Below are 19,984 nucleotides of genomic sequence, written 5' to 3' on the forward strand. Positions count from 1 at the left end.
TTATAGCACAAACAAGGGTCGTTTTGAATGTTTTGTACATCCTATTTCAATAGATTTATACGTTCTATTTCACCGTTCTCACCTGATGCAATAAGGAGCAATTTTTGCGCTCTATTGAGATGTTTAATAGCATATTCTCGCGATTGTGCCTCTTGTTTACTTTGAAAGCTTTCATGATACACCAAATACACCGGTCTACGACATTTTGTGTACTTAGCTCCACCTTTAATAACGCCATTATGAGCATCCATCCGTTTTTTTAAATCCGTTGTCCACCCGCAATACAAGCTTTCATCAGCACATCGCACAATATACGTGAAAAATTGTTCATGATCCATCTTATTTACTAGCATCATCCTTAATCGGTTCAATAGTTATGGAATTAATGGTCACAGGATCAACAGGCTTATCATTTTTATCCGTTTTTACCTTACCAATTTTTTCAACCACATCCATTCCTTGTACGACTACGCCAAAGATGGTGTGTTTATTATCGAGATGAGGGGTAGGTCCCAAGGTAATAAAAAACTGAGAACCACCTGTGTTCGGTCCACGATTTGCCATCGCAAGAACACCCATTTTATTGAAATGAAGGTCATTAGAAAATTCATCTGGAATTTCATAACCAGGACCACCTGCACCTGTGCCTGTTGGGTCGCCACCTTGAATCATAAATCCATCGATAACACGATGGAACGTAACGCCATTATAAAAGCCTTTTTTAACAAGGTAATCAAAGTTTTTAACGGTAATCGGCGCTTTAGAACCATAGAGGCGAATTTTAATTTGCCCATAATTTGTATCAAAAATCGCATATTCATCAGCAATCGGTGCATTTGTAAAATTAGGCATCTTATTAACAGTTTCAGCTTGCGCAACCGGTGTAAGTGTTTTATCTGCACTATTATTGCCACACGCTGCAGTTACTACCATCATGCCCCCCAACAGAGCACAGCCTAATATTCTTTTAACATTCATGATAATCCCTCACAAAATATAGTATTTCCCCAAATTATATATACATAGAAAAACCGCTCAACCCGTGAGCGGCTCTTTATTAGTATATCATGTTTTCACTATGAATTTCTTTAAAATTCTATAAATTTTCCAATCAAAAAAAGCTTATATTAGCCCTCAATCAATCCAACCAAAGTGTTTGCACGCATTATAAATGCCATCTTTATCACAGTCAGTTGTAACATAATCGGCCTCTAATTTAAGTTCCGGACGAGCATTTCCCATGGCAATATTTAACCATTCCGGTCTAAACATGGACAAATCATTATAGCCATCACCAAAAACGACAACTTGATTTGGCTTCATGTCGAAATGTCCGATCATATTGCGAACGCCCAATGCTTTTTCCATCGGTTCATATAAGACGCAACCATCTCCATACCGAATAAGCTTGTGCGTCATATGCTCAATATCTTTTTCCTCTTCTTCGCCATCCTTGAAAAATACATAGATTTTATAGAAATCTTCTACACTGTGAAAGTCGAATTCTGGATCTACCACAGTTTTAAAAACATCCCAATCAGGGTGCCATTCTAGTATTTCTTTATATGGTGTAATGCGCCCCAATTTATTGCGGTCTGTTACGGCCCATGGAATATGTTTCGATTCTAAATATTCTAAATATTGAATACACATATCTCGATTCATGCCAATCATAGATACCAATTTTCCATCTATGGTTATACTATGGCCACCATCAGCAACTACATTCGTAATTCTAGCTTGCTCTGCAAAACGCATGGCATCGACTTGTATCCTCCCCGTTGCAATTGAAACTAGATGTCCACGACGTTGCAACTCATCTATACAATATTGAGCACTATCTGGTATTTTTCCTTCAGGCCACACGGCCAATGTATTATCGATATCAAAAAAGAAAAATTTTCGTTCCACAAGTCCTCTCCTATCTATCTGCCGCTATATAAGCTCATATACAAACTATTATTAGCTCCATCGAATACTATTCATCTCGTCCACTCATTAACTGAAAGCGCTTTTGCTGTTTCACATCAGGATATTTAGCTCGATCCACATCACTACAAAACATGTCTAAGGGACGCACATACAAATCACGTTCATCATATAGTTTTTGATATACCACCAATTTTTCACCCGTTTCAGAATGTGTAGCCACATCTAATACGTAATAATACATACCCTTGAAATGACGATACAAACCACCTTTTACGATTTCGTTCATAACTACCTCTACTTATTAAAAACGATCTTTCATTTCTTATTAAATATTATACTAGGAAAGGCTATTTGAAAAAAGATTTTATTACTATAAATAAAAGACTCGCATCCCCCTTTTCTTCCACTGTAATTCTTCTAAGAAGAACTGACCAATAAAGTAGAAAAAGAGAATGCGAGTAATAGTATAAATTTATTTAGTTGTATCTGAAGCCAAACCCTTATGGATAAGACCTATGATAAAGCCGAGAATAGCGAAGCTCAACCAGCCCATGCCGACACCTTGGAATGGAATGTATTGAGTGAATAAACTTTCAATAGCATCAGGTGCCCAACCAGCTGTTTCTAAACCACTCATCAAGGCAGAAATCATTGTTAGGCCAATGGTCCAGCAGTATACGCAACGGCGTCCACCAAACAAATTATTTCCCAATGCCAACAGTACAATTACGATGGTTAACGGATAGAGTAACATTAGTACCGGAATAGCGGCACTAATAATTGTTTTCAATCCGAAAAGTCCTAATATAAAGGCTGCTACAGAGAAAATAACTACGTACAACTTATAGCTAATTTTACTATATAACTTATTAAAATAAGCACTACAAGAAGTAATAAGACCAATGCTCGTGCTCAAGCAAGCTAATAGAACAATGATTGCCAAAATAATTTGACCAACTCCACCAAAGAGGAATTCAGCACTTGCTGTTAAGACAGGTGCGCCGGTATCAAACAAGCCAAATCGTTCTACGCTTGTAGCGCCGATGTTCGCAATGAATATATACACAATACCGAGTAATGCAACCGCAATAGCGCCTACCTCCATCACGGTTTTCGTAATGACGTCCCGAGATGTAGCACCGGTAAGACGTACAAAATCGATTACGAGAATAGCAAATACCACAGAAGCCAATGCATCCATCGTATTATATCCATCAAGGAAGCCTTGTCGTATCGCTGCACCAATTGTTGCATAATTTTCTTGTGGTACTGTATAAGGCCCAATAGGCGTAATAAAAGATTTAACAATAAGCAATAAAATGACGAGTAATAAAGCAGGTGTCAATATATTACCTATACGATTGACAAGCTTTTGAGGACTAATCGATAGCCACAAGGAAATGCCAAAGAATATAGCAAGAAATAACGGTTGCATATCCATGGTTATGCCCTGCATAAATGGCTTAATTGCAATTTCATAGGCTACAGTACCGGTTCTTGGTGTTGCGAACATAGGACCAATGCTCAAATATAGTGCCACTGTATAAATAAGTCCATATATTGGATGTACACGACTCGCTAATTCCTCAACGTCTTTACATCCAGAATAGCCCATGGCCATAACACCAAGTAATGGTAAACCTACGCCGGTTAATACAAAACCAGCCAATGCCCATCCTACATTAGACCCTGCGTGTTGACCTAATGCGGCCGGAAAAATAAGATTTCCCGCACCAAAGAATAGGGCGAATAACATCATGCCTATGGCTAAATAGGCGCGCAGTGATAGATTTTCTTTTCCATCCATAAGGTTATCTCCCTTCATACTACACTATCATATTAGATAACATTATATATGATATGGTACTCCGGTTCAACAATAAAAACGAATTATATCGAACTTTCATTACATCTTACGAAGATTAACTTGTACGTCGTAGAATGTACTTCCCCATGCTTCATCAGTCGGTCTAGATGCAGTTATAGCATTAATTCCAACCTTAGCGTCACTGGACTGAGATTGCCACCATACGCCAAGGGTCACAAGTGTACCTCGTTGTACCGTATCATCTAGATATACTTTAATACGAACAGCCCCTCGATTATTATAAATCTCTACAGCATCACTATTATTAATGTTATATAACGCAGCATCATCTGGATGCATACGTAATTTCATCAATTCAGGGTCATCAAATTCCAATTCACAAAAACTAGAATCTAATATGCGTATATCATTACCAATAATCAACCAGAATGGTTCATCATCGCCATAGGGTTCTGTATAGGTAATCAACGGAATCGATTCTCGAGGATTTAAGATTTCGATTTTGCCTGACGGCGTTTTAAAATCCATCTTATAATTGTCTGGCAATGCTACTTCAACCAAGTCGCCACGTAAAATGGCATCTTGTTCGTCTTGTGAAAGTTTAGTCGAATTGCGAACCATATGCTCAATTAGTTCTCGTTCTGTCATGGCAAAGAAAGGATCATTTAAGCCCATACGCTGAGCAAGTTCAGAAATAACTCGCCAATTAGATTTCGATTCACCAACCGGAGGAATAGCTTGGTAACTAGCCGCAATTGTATAGTGTCCATAAGAATTAAAGATATCATCGGATTCAGCAGAGCTCGTGGCTGGTAAGATAATATCTGCATATGCACATGTATCTGTAAAGAAGCGTTCATGCACAACGGTAAATAAATCATCTCTCATAAGACCTTGTCTAACGAAATTTTGATTTGGTGCCGTTATAGCCGGATTTGATGAAAAGATATATAGACTGTGAACGGGCACTCCGCCACTAGTATCCTCTAATCCATGCTCTAGAAGTGCTTTAGGATTTGTCAACAAATCCCCTAATAATATCATCGGCATCATCCGTTTAGACGGCGTTGGTGTATTAGGTTGTTGCATAAATGATTTATTAAAATATTGGCTACTACTAGAACTAGATAATAAGCCACCACCTGAATATTGCCATGCACCTACCACAGCCGGGAGTGCATTGATACACCGGCAACTCATTGCACCATTGCCATAGCGGGATACACCACTACCAAGACGAATAAATGGAGCCTTTGCTTTTGCATAAGCATGAGCTAATTCTTCTATGATTTCAACCGGTACACCACATATAGAGGAAACATATTCTGGGGTAAATTTAGGCAATACATCTCGTACTAGCTCATCATAACCTTGCACATATGCTTGAATAAATGCAATATCCTCAAGACCATCCCGATGTATGATATGCATCATCCCAAGAGCCAACGCACCATCAGAACCAGGTTTTACATACACATGATGTGTTCCTTGATCATAGGTATATGTTTTATGGGTGTCTATAACCCATACAGAAGCGCCGTTTCGTTTTGCTACATTCACATCGTGTAATATATGTACATCTGTGGCCGTCGCATTAAGACTCCATAATATGATCAAATCACTATATTGTGCTTCTTGTGGTTTTATGGCAATTGTATCTCCATAGACGGACTTAAACGCTGCCTGTTTTGCAGGAGAACAAATCCCTCTATCTTGACTAGTAGCACCAATACAACGGAAGAAATAATCCGCTGCAGGGCTATTTACAGCCCCCATAGTCCCCGCATAGGAATAACGAAGAATACTTTCACTACCATAGGTATCAATAGTATGTTTAAAGTTTTCTACAATTCGTTCTAAGGCCTCGTCCCATGAAATGGATGTAAATTGATCTGGACCAATACCTTTTTTACCAATTCGACGTAATGGTGTCGTCAAACGTTTTGGGGAATGAATAATGCGCTCATAATGAGCCATCTTAGGACATAGTGTACCTCGTGTGAAAGCGTGTTCTCTATTACCACGAACCTTTATTACTTTATTGTCATCTACTGTAAGTATAAGCCCACAAGCATCTGGGCAGTCATAAGGACATACGCTCTTATATTCTTTCATATAAGCACCTCGCTTATCATCGTATTTATAGCAGTAATTTTATATGTATATGTATATGTATATTTATAGTATCATACATATACCACTATATCTGTAATAAAATTAACAAATATCGATATTTTTCAAACTTTGTATCAATGAATACATTGTATATCAATGCATATAGCAAAACTACTTATCAAAATAAGTATGTGACGTTATAACTTTTATTAATGTACACCATGTAGATACATAATAAATATCGATACTTTTCAGTATTTATTTATAGTTTCTCCCCTACAATACAAACAGATGAGCAACGCATAAAAGTACCATTTTTTACGTTCAGGAATGTATCTATTACCAAAAGTCATAATTTGTAATTTCAAGGTATTATCGATTATTTCAGTACTTTTTGTTAACCTGTGTGATAAATTTCACGTAAGTTATGCAAATTATGTAATGCATTAAGTTATGTAAAACTATTCAATAACTCAACTTTGTGTGCTATACTGACATTGTCATTTGAGAGGATATAGAACTCACCGGACATCATATCACATTCATTGATATACCGGAGTGGAGTCAACTATATCAGGTCATATTTTCTGAAAAGAGGTTTTAACAATGGCAGAAGCTAAAAACACTGTACTTTTCCCTTATGAAACACTTCACAAACTTTGCATGGACGCTTTCCAAAAATTCGGTTTTTCCGAAAAAGAAGCTGACATCATTCAAGACGTACTTTTGACTTCCGACTTATTCGGTATCCAAAGTCATGGTATGCAACGTATGGTACGTTACCACAAAGGTATCTCCAACGGCTTGATTAAAATCGATGCAAAACCTGAAATCGTAAAAGAAACTCCAATCTCCGCAGTTATCGACGGTCATGACGGCATGGGCCAATTATTGGGTCACAAAGCTATGGAAATGGCTATCGAAAAAGCTAAAAAATCCGGTGTTGGTATCGTATCCGTACGCAACTCCAACCACTATGGTATCGCTGGTTACTATGCTAAAATGGCATCCGACCAAGGCTTAATCGGTTTCTCTTGTACAAACTCCGAAGCAATCATGGTTCCTGTATATGCTCGTAAAGCTATGCTTGGTTCCAACCCTATCGCTTGGACTGTACCAGCTGATCCTGTTGACTTCTTCTTCGATTGCTCCACTACAGTAGTAACTCGTGGTAAACTTGAAATGTACAACAAAATGGGCAAAGCTACTCCAGATGGCTGGGCTGTTAACAAAGACGGCGTTCCTTCCACTGACGCAGCTGAAGTATTGGGTAACATTTCCCGTCATGAAGGCGGCGGTATCCTTCCTTTAGGTGGTGCTACAGAAGTTCTTGGCGGTCACAAAGGTTATGGTAACGGCATGATTGCTGAATTGTTCTCCTCCATCCTTTCCCAAGGTGGTACTTCCAATAAATGTATGGTTGGCGGCAAATCCAATATCTGCCACGGCTTCATGGCTATCAACCCTGAATTCTTCGGTGACCCAGCTGAAATCAAAAAACACTTCTCTCAATTCTTACAAGAATTACGTGAAGCTCCTAAAGCTCAAGGTCAAGACCGCATCTATACTCATGGCGAAAAAGAACATGAATCTGTTTCTAGAGTTAAAGCTGAAGGCATCCCTGTACTTAACGGTACAATGCTTGAAGTTCAAGATCTTTGCAATGAATTAGGTTTAGACTTCAAATCCTACTTCGGCGATTATGTACCAGAAGCTCCTGCTACAATGTTCAAAGGTAACTACTAATATCTAAATTAGTGTTGGCCCTAACACGGACATGTAGTTAGTACAGAGGGGGACATAAACACTGTTTATGTCCCCTCTCTTATATTTTTTTAACCTCATAGGCTATGAGGTTAAAAAATTTTAAGAGATATATCACTTTTTCTGATAAGTATATCTGTTATTTTATTGTAATCTTTTATTATTACTGAACTTTTACAACTTAATATAATAGCGATTTACTTATCAATTAAATTGATTATTGCTACATCGTCCTGTTAAGCATATATTTTTATTTTTCTTGAAAGGATGATATTTAGAAATGAGTGCTTTCACCGTTCTATTAGCGCTAGCTCCAATCATTTGGTTGATCGTAGCGTTATCCATCTTGAAATTACCTGCATGGCAAGCAACAAGTGTTGCTGCAATTGGTTCTTTCATCATCGCTATTACAGCATTCCAATCCGACCCATTTATTATGGTCACTGGTGCCCTTGAAGGTGCCGCATTGGCAATTTGGCCTATCCTATTAGTTATTACAGCGGCTATCTTCGTTTACAACTTGGTAGTACATACGAAAGCTATGGAAACTATTAAAACCATGCTTTCCTCTGTAACATCTGATACTCGTGTACTTGCATTATTACTTGCATGGGGCTTCGGTGCTTTCATGGAAGGTATGGCTGGCTTTGGTACAGCCGTTGCAATTCCTGCAGCTATGATGGTTGCCGTAGGTTTCGACCCACTAAAATCTATCATCGCATGTCTCGTTGCAAACTCCGTACCAACAACATTCGGCTCCATTGGTATCCCAACAACTACATTGGCTTCCTTAACTAGCCTTGATCCTAGCCATTTAGGTACATTCATTTCCGTACAATTATTCTTACTTAACCTTATCGCTCCTTTCTTCGTAGTTATGATTATCGGTGGCGGTATCAAAGCGTTAAAAGGCGTATTCCTTGTAACATTGCTTTCCGGTTTAGCATTGGCTATTCCTGAAACTATAATCAATGCCGTAATGGGTCCTGAATTATCCGTAATTTCTGCATCCATCGTAATCATGGCAGTGATCATCGCTTGTGCAAAAATTATGCCTCCTAATGATCCTCAATACGCAGTTAAACAAACTGGCGAAGTTCCTAAAGTATCTGGTGGCGAAGGTCTTATTGCGGCAATGCCATTCATTTTAATCTTCGTATTATTGTTATTAACTTCTAAATTATTCCCTGCAATTAATGGTCCTCTTGCATCCATTAAAACATCTGTACCTATTTACCAAGGTCCTGGTGCAAAACCTTACACATTCGTATGGATTGCAACACCTGGTATCATGATTTTCATCGCTGGTATCGTTGGTGGTTTCATCCAAAAAGCAAAAGCTGGTGAAATCTTCGGTACATTGGGTTCCACAGTTAAAAACTTGAAGTTCACATACCTTACAATCATCACAGTTGTTATGACTGCTAAATTGATGACATACTCCGGTATGACTGCAGACATCGCGAAAGCAATGGTTGCAGGTACAGGTTCCTTGTATCCTCTATTCGCTCCTATCGTAGGTGCATTGGGTGCGTTCTTAACAGGTTCCGGTACAAACTCCAACGTATTGTTTGGACCACTTCAAATCGCAGCAGCTCAAGGCTTAAACCCTGTTGGTTATGAAGATCTTGGCTTCTGGTTAGCAGCTGTCAACTCCGGTGCAGCTGGTATCGGCAAAATGTTGTCCCCTCAATCCATCGCAATTTCTATTGGTGCCGTAGGTCCTGCTTTGAAAGCATACTTAGAAAACCACAAAGAAATCAATGCGGAAGAAGCTCACAACTTAGAACATGAAATCGAAGCAAGTGTTATCATGAACAGCGCGTTCAAATACTTCATCATCTTCATCATCATGCATGGTTGTATCTCCTTCTTCGGTCAACATTTCATCCATGAAATTCACCACATGTTCTTCTAAGAATTGGTAACATAAAAGAACAGCTCATTCGTGAGCTGTTCTTTTTATTTTCAAATGCTAATAAGCAATATCCCTGTTACTCATACATAAATCTATAGCTTTTTCTCAATAATCATGTTACAATACACCTTGTTAAATAGATAAAATCAAATGCAGTCTGCGAAGTGCGATTCGCAGGCTTTTATTTTTCCCTTTTTAATATAGGAGATTTTATGGAGTCTACAAAGAAAATTTCTTTATTCATTGTCGTATTTCTGGGGCTTCTTACGGCTATCACACCACTAGGTACTGATTTATATTTACCAGCATTACCAATCATGCCTCATGAACTTAATACAAATGCGTCCCTCATTCAGATGACAATTGGTATTATGACTTTTGGTATCGCTATTGGCCAATTAATTGGCGGTCCTCTTAGTGACTCATTTGGGCGAAAAAAACCACTTATCATTGGCAATATCCTCTGTGTAATCGCCAGTATACTCTGTGCTATTGCGCCCAATATTGAGATTTTACTAGTTGCACGATTTTTACAAGGCTTAACAGGTTCTATCGGCGTTGTTATTGCTAAGGCCATCTCCCGAGATTTTGCATCTGGCAAGGAATTAATGCGACTCATGTCTCTACTCATGCTCGTCAACGGATTAGCTCCTGTTATTGCACCACTTATAGGTGGTCAGCTTTTATTATTTTCTACATGGCGCTTTATTTTTATTGTCCTCGCCGTTTTCTCTGCCGTGTTGCTTATGGGCTCTTTCTTTTTTACTGAAAGCCTACCACCAGAAAAGCGTATTTCCGGTGGTATAGCAACAGCATTCAAAAACTACGGTGCTCTACTAAAAGATGGTTCTTTCTTAGGCCAGACTCTAGTTCAGCTATTCGCCTTTGGTAGTTTCTTTGCCTATATTTCAGGTTCATCCTTTGTATATCAAAATATATTCAATTTATCTGCCCAAGAGTTTAGTTATATGTTCGGTATTAATAGTTGCGGTATTATCCTCGCTAGCGTAATCAGTGCCAAAGTAAGTAATGTTGTAAAAATTAAAACCATTTTACATACCAGTCTATTGCAATTAACGATTGGCTCTATCCTATTCCTTTGTGCGATGTATTTTAATTGGTCCTTTATTGTAACTAGTCTCATTCTGTTCTTTACAGTTTGTACCGTATCTGTATTTGGATCAACAGGTTTCTCTATGGCAATGGCGAAATATGGACACCAAGCAGGTAGCGCCTCTGCTATTTTAGGATTCGCAGGCATGTTTTCAGCTGGGTTCGTATCGCCATTGGTTGGTATTGGTGGAAGTCATACTGGCATTCCTATGGGGATTGTTATGGTTGTATGTGCTGTATTAGCATTAGTATGCTTCTATACCATGATTAAAGAAGATTAATTAATTTCATAAAGAAAGCGTCCCTAGTGATATGCACTCCTTTTACTGGACAACCAGTAAAAGGGATATATATCAGGGACGCTTTTTTCTATATATGGTGATTATATAATTGACGATTACATTATCATTCAAACATTGTTGCTAACAACAACTTCAATCGGTTTGCTTGGTTTACCGCACTGGAACCTGGGTCATAATCGATAGCTGCAATACGCACATCAGGATATGCCTCAGATAATGTTTTTACCATGCCTTTACCACTAACGTGGTTAGGTAAGCAGCCAAATGGTTGCAAGCAAACTACTTGTTTTGCACCTTTTTCGATAAGATCAATCATATCGCCTGTAAGGAACCAACCTTCACCGCATTGGTTACCAAGGTCAATATAATGAGCCGCTTCTTTTGCAACCTTCGTCATCCGTTGCAATGGATCAAAATGCTTAGATGCCGCAACGGCTTTTGCATATGGCAAGCGGTATAATTCTAACGCTTCTCGAGCCAAGGAACCAAAGAATCCAGAAAGCCAGGTGCCATCTAAGTGTTTAGCACGATATGTACTATCCATAGCACAGTACAAGAAGAAGTCTAGTAGACCAGAGGTTACAACCTCACCGCCTTCTTTTTCTATAAGTTCATTGATGTGGTTGTTCGCACTTGGATGGAATTTAACGTAGATTTCACCTACTACGCCAACACGAGGTTTCGGCTTGGATTTATCGACTGGTAAATTGTCAAAATCTTCAATGATGTTCTTAATATATTTACTATATTGGAATATATTAGCTTTTGTAATACGTTCCCGTAATTTTTTAACCCAATAATCGCACAATGCATCTGCAGATCCTGGATTAATTTCATAAGGGCGCGTAGCCAATACACATTGCATCAACGCATCTCCGTATACTACGGCTTGAATCATGCGATGTAAGAAGGATTTAGTCAACTTAAATCCTGGTTGACGTTCCATATCACTCGCATTAAGTGACAAGATTGGAACTTGTTTCATATCTGCATCGATGAGGGCTTTACGCAAATAGCCAATATAGTTGGTAGCACGACAACCACCACCGGTTTGAGAGATGATAACAGCCGTTTTATTAATATCATATTTACCGGACAATAAGGCGCTCATCAATTGGCCTACAACGATGATAGCAGGATAACATGCATCATTATTGATATACTTTAGACCGATTTCTACATCTTCACGAGTTGGAGCAGGTAACATATCAAAGTCATAACCTTCAGACTTAAGCACCGGTTCCAATAATTGGAAATGAAGAGGTGACATTTGAGGCACCAAAATCTTGTATGTCTTACGCATTTCTTCGGTAAAGACAACGCGTTCATAATCATAGGCTGGTGTGTCATCAACCACAGTCTCTACAGGAGCTTCTGGATTGTGATGTTTACGCATACTCCGTTCCATTACGGATTGCAAAGAACGCAAGCGAATCGTAACAGCACCTAAGTTCGTACCTTCATCGATTTTGAGCAATGTATGGATTTTATGCTTTGCAGATAAGATATCTTTTACTTGATCTGCCACAATAGAATCAAGGCCACAACCGAAGGAGTTCAACTCAACAATTTGGAATCCTTCTGTACGACTTACAAATTCAGCTGCATGATATAGACGACTATGGTAAGACCATTGGTCTACAACGCGAAGATGTTTAATATCCTTACCTAATGGCGCTACACCATCTTCGGTAAGAACCGCCATACCAAGAGACGTAATGAGCTCAGGAATACCATGATTAATACCGGAATCTAAGTGGTATGGACGACCGGCCAATACGATGGTAGGCACTTGTTCGGCTACGAGACGAGATACAGTTTTCTTTGTCATCTCGCGATAGTCAGCCTTACATTTTTCTTGTTCAACCCAAGCGGTCTCAACGGCATTAGAAATTTCAGATTTAGAGAATGGCAAGTCTTTTAAGGCTTTCACCAAAGCAGGCACCAAAGATTTCTTATCTGCTAATGGTAAGAATGGTGCATAAAACGGTGTTTTTCCCATCACATCTTGCATATTATTGCGAATCAATTCTGGATAGGAAATAACCATAGGGCAATGATAGTTATTGTCGCGGCTAAATTCCTTCGGACCATGTTGAATACATGGATACCAGATTAAATCGACCTGTGCTTGTGAAAGGTCGCGGATATGGCCATGAACGGCCTTAGCAGGATAACATGCGGTATCAGAAGGAATGGTATCAATCGCCTTATTATATTGATCCTTCGTCGTATAATCTGACAATACCACTTCGCAGCCCAATTGATTGAAGAATGTAAACCAGAATGGAAAATCTTCGTACATATTGAGGACGCGAGGAATACCGATACGCAATTTACCTTCAAACTCAGAAATATTTTTCTTGAGATAGTAATCAAAATAACGACGCAATTTTACGTCTACCATATTGGGAACAGGCTTATGTTTCTCTTGAATCATATCACCTGCACCACGGTCGCAACGATTGCCTGTTACATAGGTACGACCGTCAGAGAATGCATTGATGGTAAGCATGCAATTATTGGAGCACAATCCACAATTGCGCATGGATGTAGATACTTGTAAGGATTTCAAGCCATCACTATCAAGCAATGTACTATGTTGATTTTGTAACTCTTCTGCCGCTTCAGAAGCGAGCAACGCCATACCATATGCACCCATCAAGCCGGATACATCAGGGCGAATGACTTCGACGCCCATCAATTTTTCAAAGGCACGAAGCACCGCTTCATTATAGAATGTACCGCCTTGTACGACGATGTGGTCACCTAACTCCTTAGGGTCTTTTACCTTAAGTACCTTGTACAATGCATTTTTAATAACAGAGTACGCAAGGCCAGCGGCAATATCCGGTACAGTAGCACCTTCTTTTTGCGCTTGTTTTACCTTGGAGTTCATAAATACGGTACAACGGGAACCCAAGTCGATTGGCATAGGTGCCAACAAACCTTCCTTAGCAAATTGCTCAATCGGCAAACGCAAGGATGTAGCAAATGTATCGATGAAAGAACCACAACCAGAGGAGCAGGCTTCATTCAATACGATGTCTTCGATATAGCCATCGCGTACCTTTGTGCACTTCATATCTTGACCGCCAATATCCAAGATAAAGGATACGTCAGGGCAGAAGAATTGAGCAGCGCGATAATGGGCAATTGTTTCTACTTCCCCAATATCGATACCAAGCGCGCGTTTCAAAAACGCTTCGCCATAACCGGTTACACCGGAATGAGCGATGTAAGCCCCTTTTGGCAATAAGCTATAGATTTTCTCAATGAGTTCTTGGGATTTTTCTAATGGTTTACCATGATTTGGGCCATAGTGAGAGAAGATGATTTCATTCTTGCTATTGATCAACACGACTTTCAACGTCGTGGAGCCCGCATCAATACCGAGGTAGCATGGACCTTCAGCATCTTTAATATCACCTTTCGGTGTTACCGCCTTAGCATGACGTGCACGGAATTCTTCTAATTCCGCTTCATTTCTAAATAGCGGATCAACACGATCGGTTGCTTCCATTGGTACACCAATAAGCGCACCGATTTCCTTCGTCAATTCACCTACTGTAATATCACGGCATTCATCATTCATGAGAGCTGCGCCTAGGGCAATAAACAACTCACCATTTTCAGGGATGATACGATGTGCTTCATCGAGTTCTAAGGTGTCACAGAAGCATTGACGTAATTCGGATAAGAATGTTAATGGACCACCAAGGAAGGCTACATTCCCTTCGATTTTATGACCACATGCAAGGCCTGCAATCGTTTGGTTAACGATAGCTTGGAATACGGACTTTGCAATATTTTCATGAGATGCGCCTTGGTTTAGCAATGCTTGAACGTCTGTTTTCGCAAATACGCCACAACGAGCGGCAATTGGATAAATAGTATCCGCATTCATCGCCAATTGATTAAGGCCGGATGCATCAGTTTGTAATAATGTTGCCATTTGATCTATGAAAGCACCTGTACCACCGGCACAAGAACCATTCATGCGATGTTCTGCAGTACGACCTAGGTACGTAACCTTAGCATCTTCACCACCAAGTTCGATAATAACATCAGTTTGTGGGTACAATGCTTTTATCGCCTTTGTTTCAGCAATTACTTCCTGCACAAAAGGTATACGCACCTTATCAGCCATCGCCATACCGCCAGAACCTGTAATTGCTACATGTACTTTTGCATCTTCATAGCCCACTTGAGCCTCTTGTAGCAATGTATGAACAGTATCCAGAATATTGGCGTAATGTCGGATATATTTTTTATACAAATAATTATCTTGTTCGTCCAACAAAACGACCTTGACCGTTGTAGAGCCAACATCGATCCCCATACGTAAGGATTTTTGCATATATACCTCTCTTGAAAAAAATGAAGAATTGGCACGCTCGCACCATTTTTCTTCATACATTTAAGTAAAAGTTAAATAATAAAGCTTTTAACTTCACATCTAAAAAATTAAATATTAAATATATTATACAACAAACAGAGATTAATTCTAGGTTTTGCCATATTCCAATGTGGTATATGGAACATGACTATTCCTAATAAAATATATTTAAATCTGTATGTCGTGTATTTTTTATTATACCACTCCCACGTGAAAAGTTTTGTGTGCAAAGATACATTAACTGCGTAAAACTTACAAAAAAGAGACCTTAATAACTATTAAAGCCTCTTTTTAAGTATCCATTAATACTAGTCTTATATTGTGTTTTATAAAACATTTCTATATAACTTAATTAAATCATTTCGATTAGCTGGATATGGATTAAATCGATAACACATATCCTCTAATGCTCTATCGGCCATTAGATTTAATTTTCCCTCAGCTGTGGCCTTATCTATGCCGAAATCAGTAAGTGTCATTGGACACTCTAAAGTGCGTTGCAATTTAATAATCGCTTCTAACAAAGCACCTAATTTCTTTTCTTCTGAAGATTCATACGGTGCAAAGCCCAATTTAGCAGATAAATGTGCATACTTTTTCGCTACTTCAAGGTTATGGGAGCAGTTAAAAGCAATTACATAAGGTAAAAGCATGCTATTAGCAAGACCATGAGGCACATGGAACTGTCCTCCCAACTGATGAGCCATAGCATGAACAATACCTACGCCGGCCTTGTTAAAAGAAAGTCCTGCAAGGCATGATGCTTCGTGCATAGACATGCGGTCTTGATCTGTAGCTGTTGTTTTATGACATTTTGGTAAGTATTCAAATACAAGTTCAATTGCCTGTTGAGCTAAAGCATCGGTAAAGTTATTTGCTGCCGTTGCCACATAGGCTTCAAGTGCATGAACTAATACATCCATGCCACTATAAGCAGTAACACCTGGTGGAGATGTTTTTACAAATAATGGCGTTAATAATGCTTCATCAGGTAGTACTGCATCGTCCACAAGAGGATATTTTATCTTAGTTTCGCTGTCCGTAAGAACCGCAAAAGATGTAACCTCTGAGCCAGTCCCACTAGTGGTAGGAATAGCAATGAAAGATTTAATATTCATATGCTTTAACTTACGTCCAAAATAGGCTATACCTTTACTCATATCAATACAAGAGCCCCCACCTATGGCGATAATTATAGAAGGTTTAATACCTTGCATATATTCAATCCCCTTAGCGACATGCGAGATTGGAGGATCTGGTACAACATCAGTATAAATGCTGACCTCATTTTTATTATCCATTAACCCCATTACATAAGTAAGGCTTGGAGAATCTTTTAAAAATGGATCACATATGATTAGGATGGATTCATTATTAAATTCTGTAAGACGATTCAACGAATCTGATCCTGCGTAAATTTGAGTTGGAAAAGTCCATTTATCCACATGCTCACCACCTATCGAATATTAAATCCTGTCGTTAAGCAACATCTACGACGTCGTGCAAAGCATCGAGCAGATGTAGTCGATTCCCCAGTAGGTGTAGCGATTGTAAAGGTTGTCGTACCTTCACCACTAAATCCAAGGCCCGCATAGGATGGACCATTTTTAACAAAAATAGATGTTTTCATTTTACGCGCCATTCGATTAAGGCGTTCCATATTTAAGGAATGCATTGTTGCCGTATGATGTAAGCCTGCTTCTAACATCAAGCATACTTCGAGGCCTTCATCAAAGCTGTCTACTGTCACAACAGGGAGAATAGGCATCAACATTTCAATAACTGCAAATGGATGGTCTTTAGGAGTACGTATAATAATCAATCGTGGATCACCATTATATGGGATATGTGCCGCATCAAGTATAACGCTAGCATTCTTACCAACAAACTTTTTATTTGGTGTCCCATTCGGTAATACAGTTAAGTCTACCAAACGTTGAATATCTTGTTGATTTTCAACGAGTACACAGCCTACTCTCACCATTTCTTGAACCAACTGTGGCTCAATTTGACGCATTGCAACGACACTCTTTTCGGCAATACATAAAATATTATTATCAAGGCTAGCACCGAGAACAATATCTTGAGCTGCCTTTTTTATATCTGCGGTTTCATCTACAAAAGCTGGTGGATTACCAGCACCTGCACCAATCACCTTTTTGCCACTTTGTAGTGCTTGTTTTACTACACCAGGGCCACCAGTAACAACCAATAAGCTTACATCTGGATGTACCATCATCTCTTGAGCAGACTCAATAGATGGTTCACTAAGTGTAACGATAAGGTTTTCAATGCCAATCGATTTAGAAATTATTTGGTTAAGTTCACTAACTAACAATCGACTGAGATGCTTAGCACCAGGATGCACACTAAAAAATACTGCATTCCCTGCTGCTAGCATACCAATTGTATTACATATTAAAGTTTCTGCGGGATTAGTACTTGGGGTAATAGCACCAATAACACCGTAAGCAGATAATTCATACAATGTCATACCATTATCACCAGTTTCACACTCTGTAACAAGATCTTCTACTCCAGGTGTTTTATCTAGAGTAAGATTCAATTTCAGTACTTTATCCGCAACACGACCCATACCTGTTTCTTCAACAGTTTTTAAAGCCAACTCTTGTACTCGTGGACGCATAGCAGCACGAATATCTGCTATTACCTTCTCACGAGTTGCCAAAGTGCAATCTTCAAAGCGTTCTTGTGCTACTTTTGCTGCTTGAATTGCTTCATCAACTGTATCAAATACACCTGGTTCAACTTGCCCTCTAGATGCTTGTTTGATATGTTGTGATGAAGCTGTTTCTTGCTTTTTCCCCTCTAATACATCTATAACCATGGAGCGAATCATTTCTTTCAACTGTATATTATTTTCCATCATGAACCTCCATATAGGTTGCATGGCTGATGCAATGACCATCTCAACTTACGGTGTACACAATCAGAGATACATTCATGATGTGACACAATAACTAGGTTTAACTCTGGCACCAGCTATTTCCTATACAATTATTTTTCAAAACTATCAATAATACCCACAATAGCACAATCTACTGCGGTGCCTTTATCATCTTCGAAAATATGCCGTGCCGATGAGCCTCGAGTTAGAAGCACATATTCACCTTCACCAGCACATACTGTATCGACGGCGATTTCTATGCGCCCCGTCAACTCTTGTTCTCCATCGAGAATATCTACCATCATCAGTTTCATTCCCTTTAGAGATTCATGCTTTTGAGTAGATACGATACTACCCACTACTTTACCGACTTGCATACTTCTCGTTCCCTTCAATTATTGTGATACCTAAGCGCTCAATTTCATCACGAGCAGCCATGGTGAACCGTTGTCCCCTATATATGACGATAATAGAATGACTTTCACAAGATTTTACAAAAGAGGCCGTAATCCATGCTTGATGACTGGCACATATAGGACGGCCAAATTTATCTAAAAATCTGATAGGCCAATCTAGAATGACTGATGGATTCATCAACGAGGTTACAGGAACTGCTAGGCGTATTGTCACCTCACAGTCATACGCTAATGCACGGTGCAGGCAAACTACCCAAGGCACCAATGTATCGCTTATTAACTCTCGTATATGACCATAATCTATACCAGTAAAAGAAATGAGTTGATTCTGCAACAATATATGTTCATCATAGCTATTACACTCTGTGACCATAAACGTAGCAGTGGATGTCATGCGCTTTTCTAGGCGTTCTAGCACCAGTTTAACTAATGCATCCATATTAATTCTCACTTCCCATGGCAATTCCTAAGGGCGTTACAAACTCTGGATATAATGGCTTATCTACGGGTAATCCTATATATTGACTGAAAGTTTTTGTAAACTCCTCAAAATTAGAAGCACCACCTACAACAACAATGGGAGTCCCCTTTTCATAGCCACCCTCTTGTAACGCACGCTTAGAAATAGCTGCCATTTTTTCTACAACAGGCCGAATGGTTGCATATACATCGCGTTTATTAGCTTCATTGCGCTTATAGGCCTCCGCTTCCGGGATTGAAATCCCATAGGCCCCACTAATAACAAGATTCATATGGGTACCTCCTGTAGGCTCATCTACGGTATATACAACTCGGCCATCTTTTAAAATGCTTATGCCCGTAGTACCACCACCGACGTCGATAACAGCGCCATCGGTAATGCCTAGCACATTAGCAGCAGCGGTAGGTTCGTCTAGAATGCAAGTTACTTCAAAACCGGCACTTTCAAGAACATGACCTACTACATCTTTATTCTTGCCTATCGTTCCAGGTGGAACAGCTGCTGCGGCATATACAAGTTCTGTTCCTAAGGCTGCTTCTGCCTTAGCCTTTAACGCTCGAGTAATCGTAACAGCTCCCACATAGTCAACTACAAGGCCGTCTCGAATGGACTCATTGTATTCAAAGGCACCATATATAGGTTTACCTTTATCGTTTACTACGGATAGGACAATAGATGATGTACCAAGGTCAATGCCTACGCGCAAATTCTTTTGATTATGAGAGCTCACTTTTTTAGACTCTACAAGATCAGAGAACTCTTGCAAGGTATTATTTGCCTTTTTCAAACCTTTCATCATATCACCTAC

15 protein-coding genes are annotated in these 19,984 nt (G+C 39.3%); 3 read left to right on the top strand and 12 right to left on the bottom strand.

Annotated features, from left to right (window positions below):
* Positions 1–41: 41 nt before the first annotated feature.
* The 6 genes from O3617_RS05805 to O3617_RS05830 all read right to left on the bottom strand — a co-directional run bounded on the left by O3617_RS05805 (position 42) and on the right by O3617_RS05830 (position 5,875).
* Positions 42–338 carry a GIY-YIG nuclease family protein gene (locus O3617_RS05805; RefSeq protein WP_371449123.1) on the bottom strand — a complete coding sequence of 99 codons (297 nt, stop codon included), beginning with the start codon at positions 336–338 and terminating at the stop codon, positions 42–44.
* A gap of 1 nt (position 339) precedes the next feature.
* A complete protein-coding gene (locus tag O3617_RS05810; protein WP_371449124.1) occupies positions 340–978 on the bottom strand; it encodes a peptidylprolyl isomerase in 639 nt (212 codons plus the stop codon).
* Between the two features lie 156 nt (positions 979–1,134).
* Positions 1,135–1,911, bottom strand: a complete 777-nt coding sequence (locus O3617_RS05815; RefSeq protein WP_371449125.1) for an HAD-IIB family hydrolase — start codon at positions 1,909–1,911, stop codon at positions 1,135–1,137.
* 67 nt (positions 1,912–1,978) lie between these two features.
* The gene (locus O3617_RS05820) at positions 1,979–2,218 is read right to left on the bottom strand and encodes a DUF1653 domain-containing protein (protein ID WP_371449126.1); all 240 of its coding nucleotides are present in this window, start codon (positions 2,216–2,218) and stop codon (positions 1,979–1,981) included.
* Between the two features lie 186 nt (positions 2,219–2,404).
* Complete coding sequence (gene brnQ / locus O3617_RS05825) at positions 2,405–3,739, bottom strand: branched-chain amino acid transport system II carrier protein (protein WP_371449127.1); 1,335 nt, start codon at positions 3,737–3,739, stop codon at positions 2,405–2,407.
* Between the two features lie 99 nt (positions 3,740–3,838).
* Positions 3,839–5,875 carry a molybdopterin-dependent oxidoreductase gene (locus O3617_RS05830; protein WP_371449128.1) on the bottom strand — a complete coding sequence of 679 codons (2,037 nt, stop codon included), beginning with the start codon at positions 5,873–5,875 and terminating at the stop codon, positions 3,839–3,841.
* A 606-nt stretch (positions 5,876–6,481) separates the two neighbouring features.
* Here O3617_RS05830 and O3617_RS05835 point away from each other — a divergent pair.
* The 3 genes from O3617_RS05835 (at position 6,482) to O3617_RS05845 (ending at position 10,951) form a co-directional block, all read left to right on the top strand.
* Positions 6,482–7,621 carry an Ldh family oxidoreductase gene (locus O3617_RS05835; RefSeq protein ID WP_371449129.1) on the top strand — a complete coding sequence of 380 codons (1,140 nt, stop codon included), beginning with the start codon at positions 6,482–6,484 and terminating at the stop codon, positions 7,619–7,621.
* Positions 7,622–7,919: 298 nt separating this feature from the next.
* Positions 7,920–9,557 (top strand): L-lactate permease, encoded by a 1,638-nt coding sequence (locus O3617_RS05840; protein WP_371449130.1) that lies wholly within the window; start codon positions 7,920–7,922, stop codon positions 9,555–9,557.
* 212 nt (positions 9,558–9,769) lie between these two features.
* Complete coding sequence (locus O3617_RS05845; RefSeq protein ID WP_371449131.1) at positions 9,770–10,951, top strand: multidrug effflux MFS transporter; 1,182 nt, start codon at positions 9,770–9,772, stop codon at positions 10,949–10,951.
* 124 nt (positions 10,952–11,075) lie between these two features.
* Here O3617_RS05845 and O3617_RS05850 read toward each other — a convergent pair whose 3' ends face one another.
* The 6 genes from O3617_RS05850 to eutJ form a co-directional block, all read right to left on the bottom strand.
* Complete coding sequence (locus O3617_RS05850) at positions 11,076–15,332, bottom strand: acyl-CoA dehydratase activase-related protein (RefSeq protein ID WP_371449132.1); 4,257 nt, start codon at positions 15,330–15,332, stop codon at positions 11,076–11,078.
* Positions 15,333–15,697: 365 nt separating this feature from the next.
* A complete protein-coding gene (locus O3617_RS05855) occupies positions 15,698–16,816 on the bottom strand; it encodes a 1-propanol dehydrogenase PduQ (RefSeq protein ID WP_371449133.1) in 1,119 nt (372 codons plus the stop codon).
* Positions 16,817–16,827: 11 nt separating this feature from the next.
* A complete protein-coding gene (locus O3617_RS05860) occupies positions 16,828–18,261 on the bottom strand; it encodes an aldehyde dehydrogenase family protein (RefSeq protein ID WP_371449134.1) in 1,434 nt (477 codons plus the stop codon).
* 128 nt (positions 18,262–18,389) lie between these two features.
* Positions 18,390–18,656, bottom strand: coding sequence for a EutN/CcmL family microcompartment protein (locus tag O3617_RS05865; RefSeq protein ID WP_024066335.1), 267 nt, complete (start codon positions 18,654–18,656; stop codon positions 18,390–18,392).
* A complete protein-coding gene (pduM, locus tag O3617_RS05870; RefSeq protein ID WP_371449135.1) occupies positions 18,643–19,134 on the bottom strand; it encodes a PduM family microcompartment protein in 492 nt (163 codons plus the stop codon). The genes O3617_RS05865 and pduM overlap by 14 nt, the downstream gene beginning before the upstream one ends.
* 1 nt (position 19,135) lies before the next feature.
* Positions 19,136–19,975 carry an ethanolamine utilization protein EutJ gene (gene eutJ, locus O3617_RS05875; protein WP_371449136.1) on the bottom strand — a complete coding sequence of 280 codons (840 nt, stop codon included), beginning with the start codon at positions 19,973–19,975 and terminating at the stop codon, positions 19,136–19,138.
* Positions 19,976–19,984: the final 9 nt, after the last annotated feature.

It is taken from the genome of Veillonella sp. 27098_8_77, from assembly GCF_041431535.1.
Lineage (GTDB): Bacteria > Bacillota > Negativicutes > Veillonellales > Veillonellaceae > Veillonella.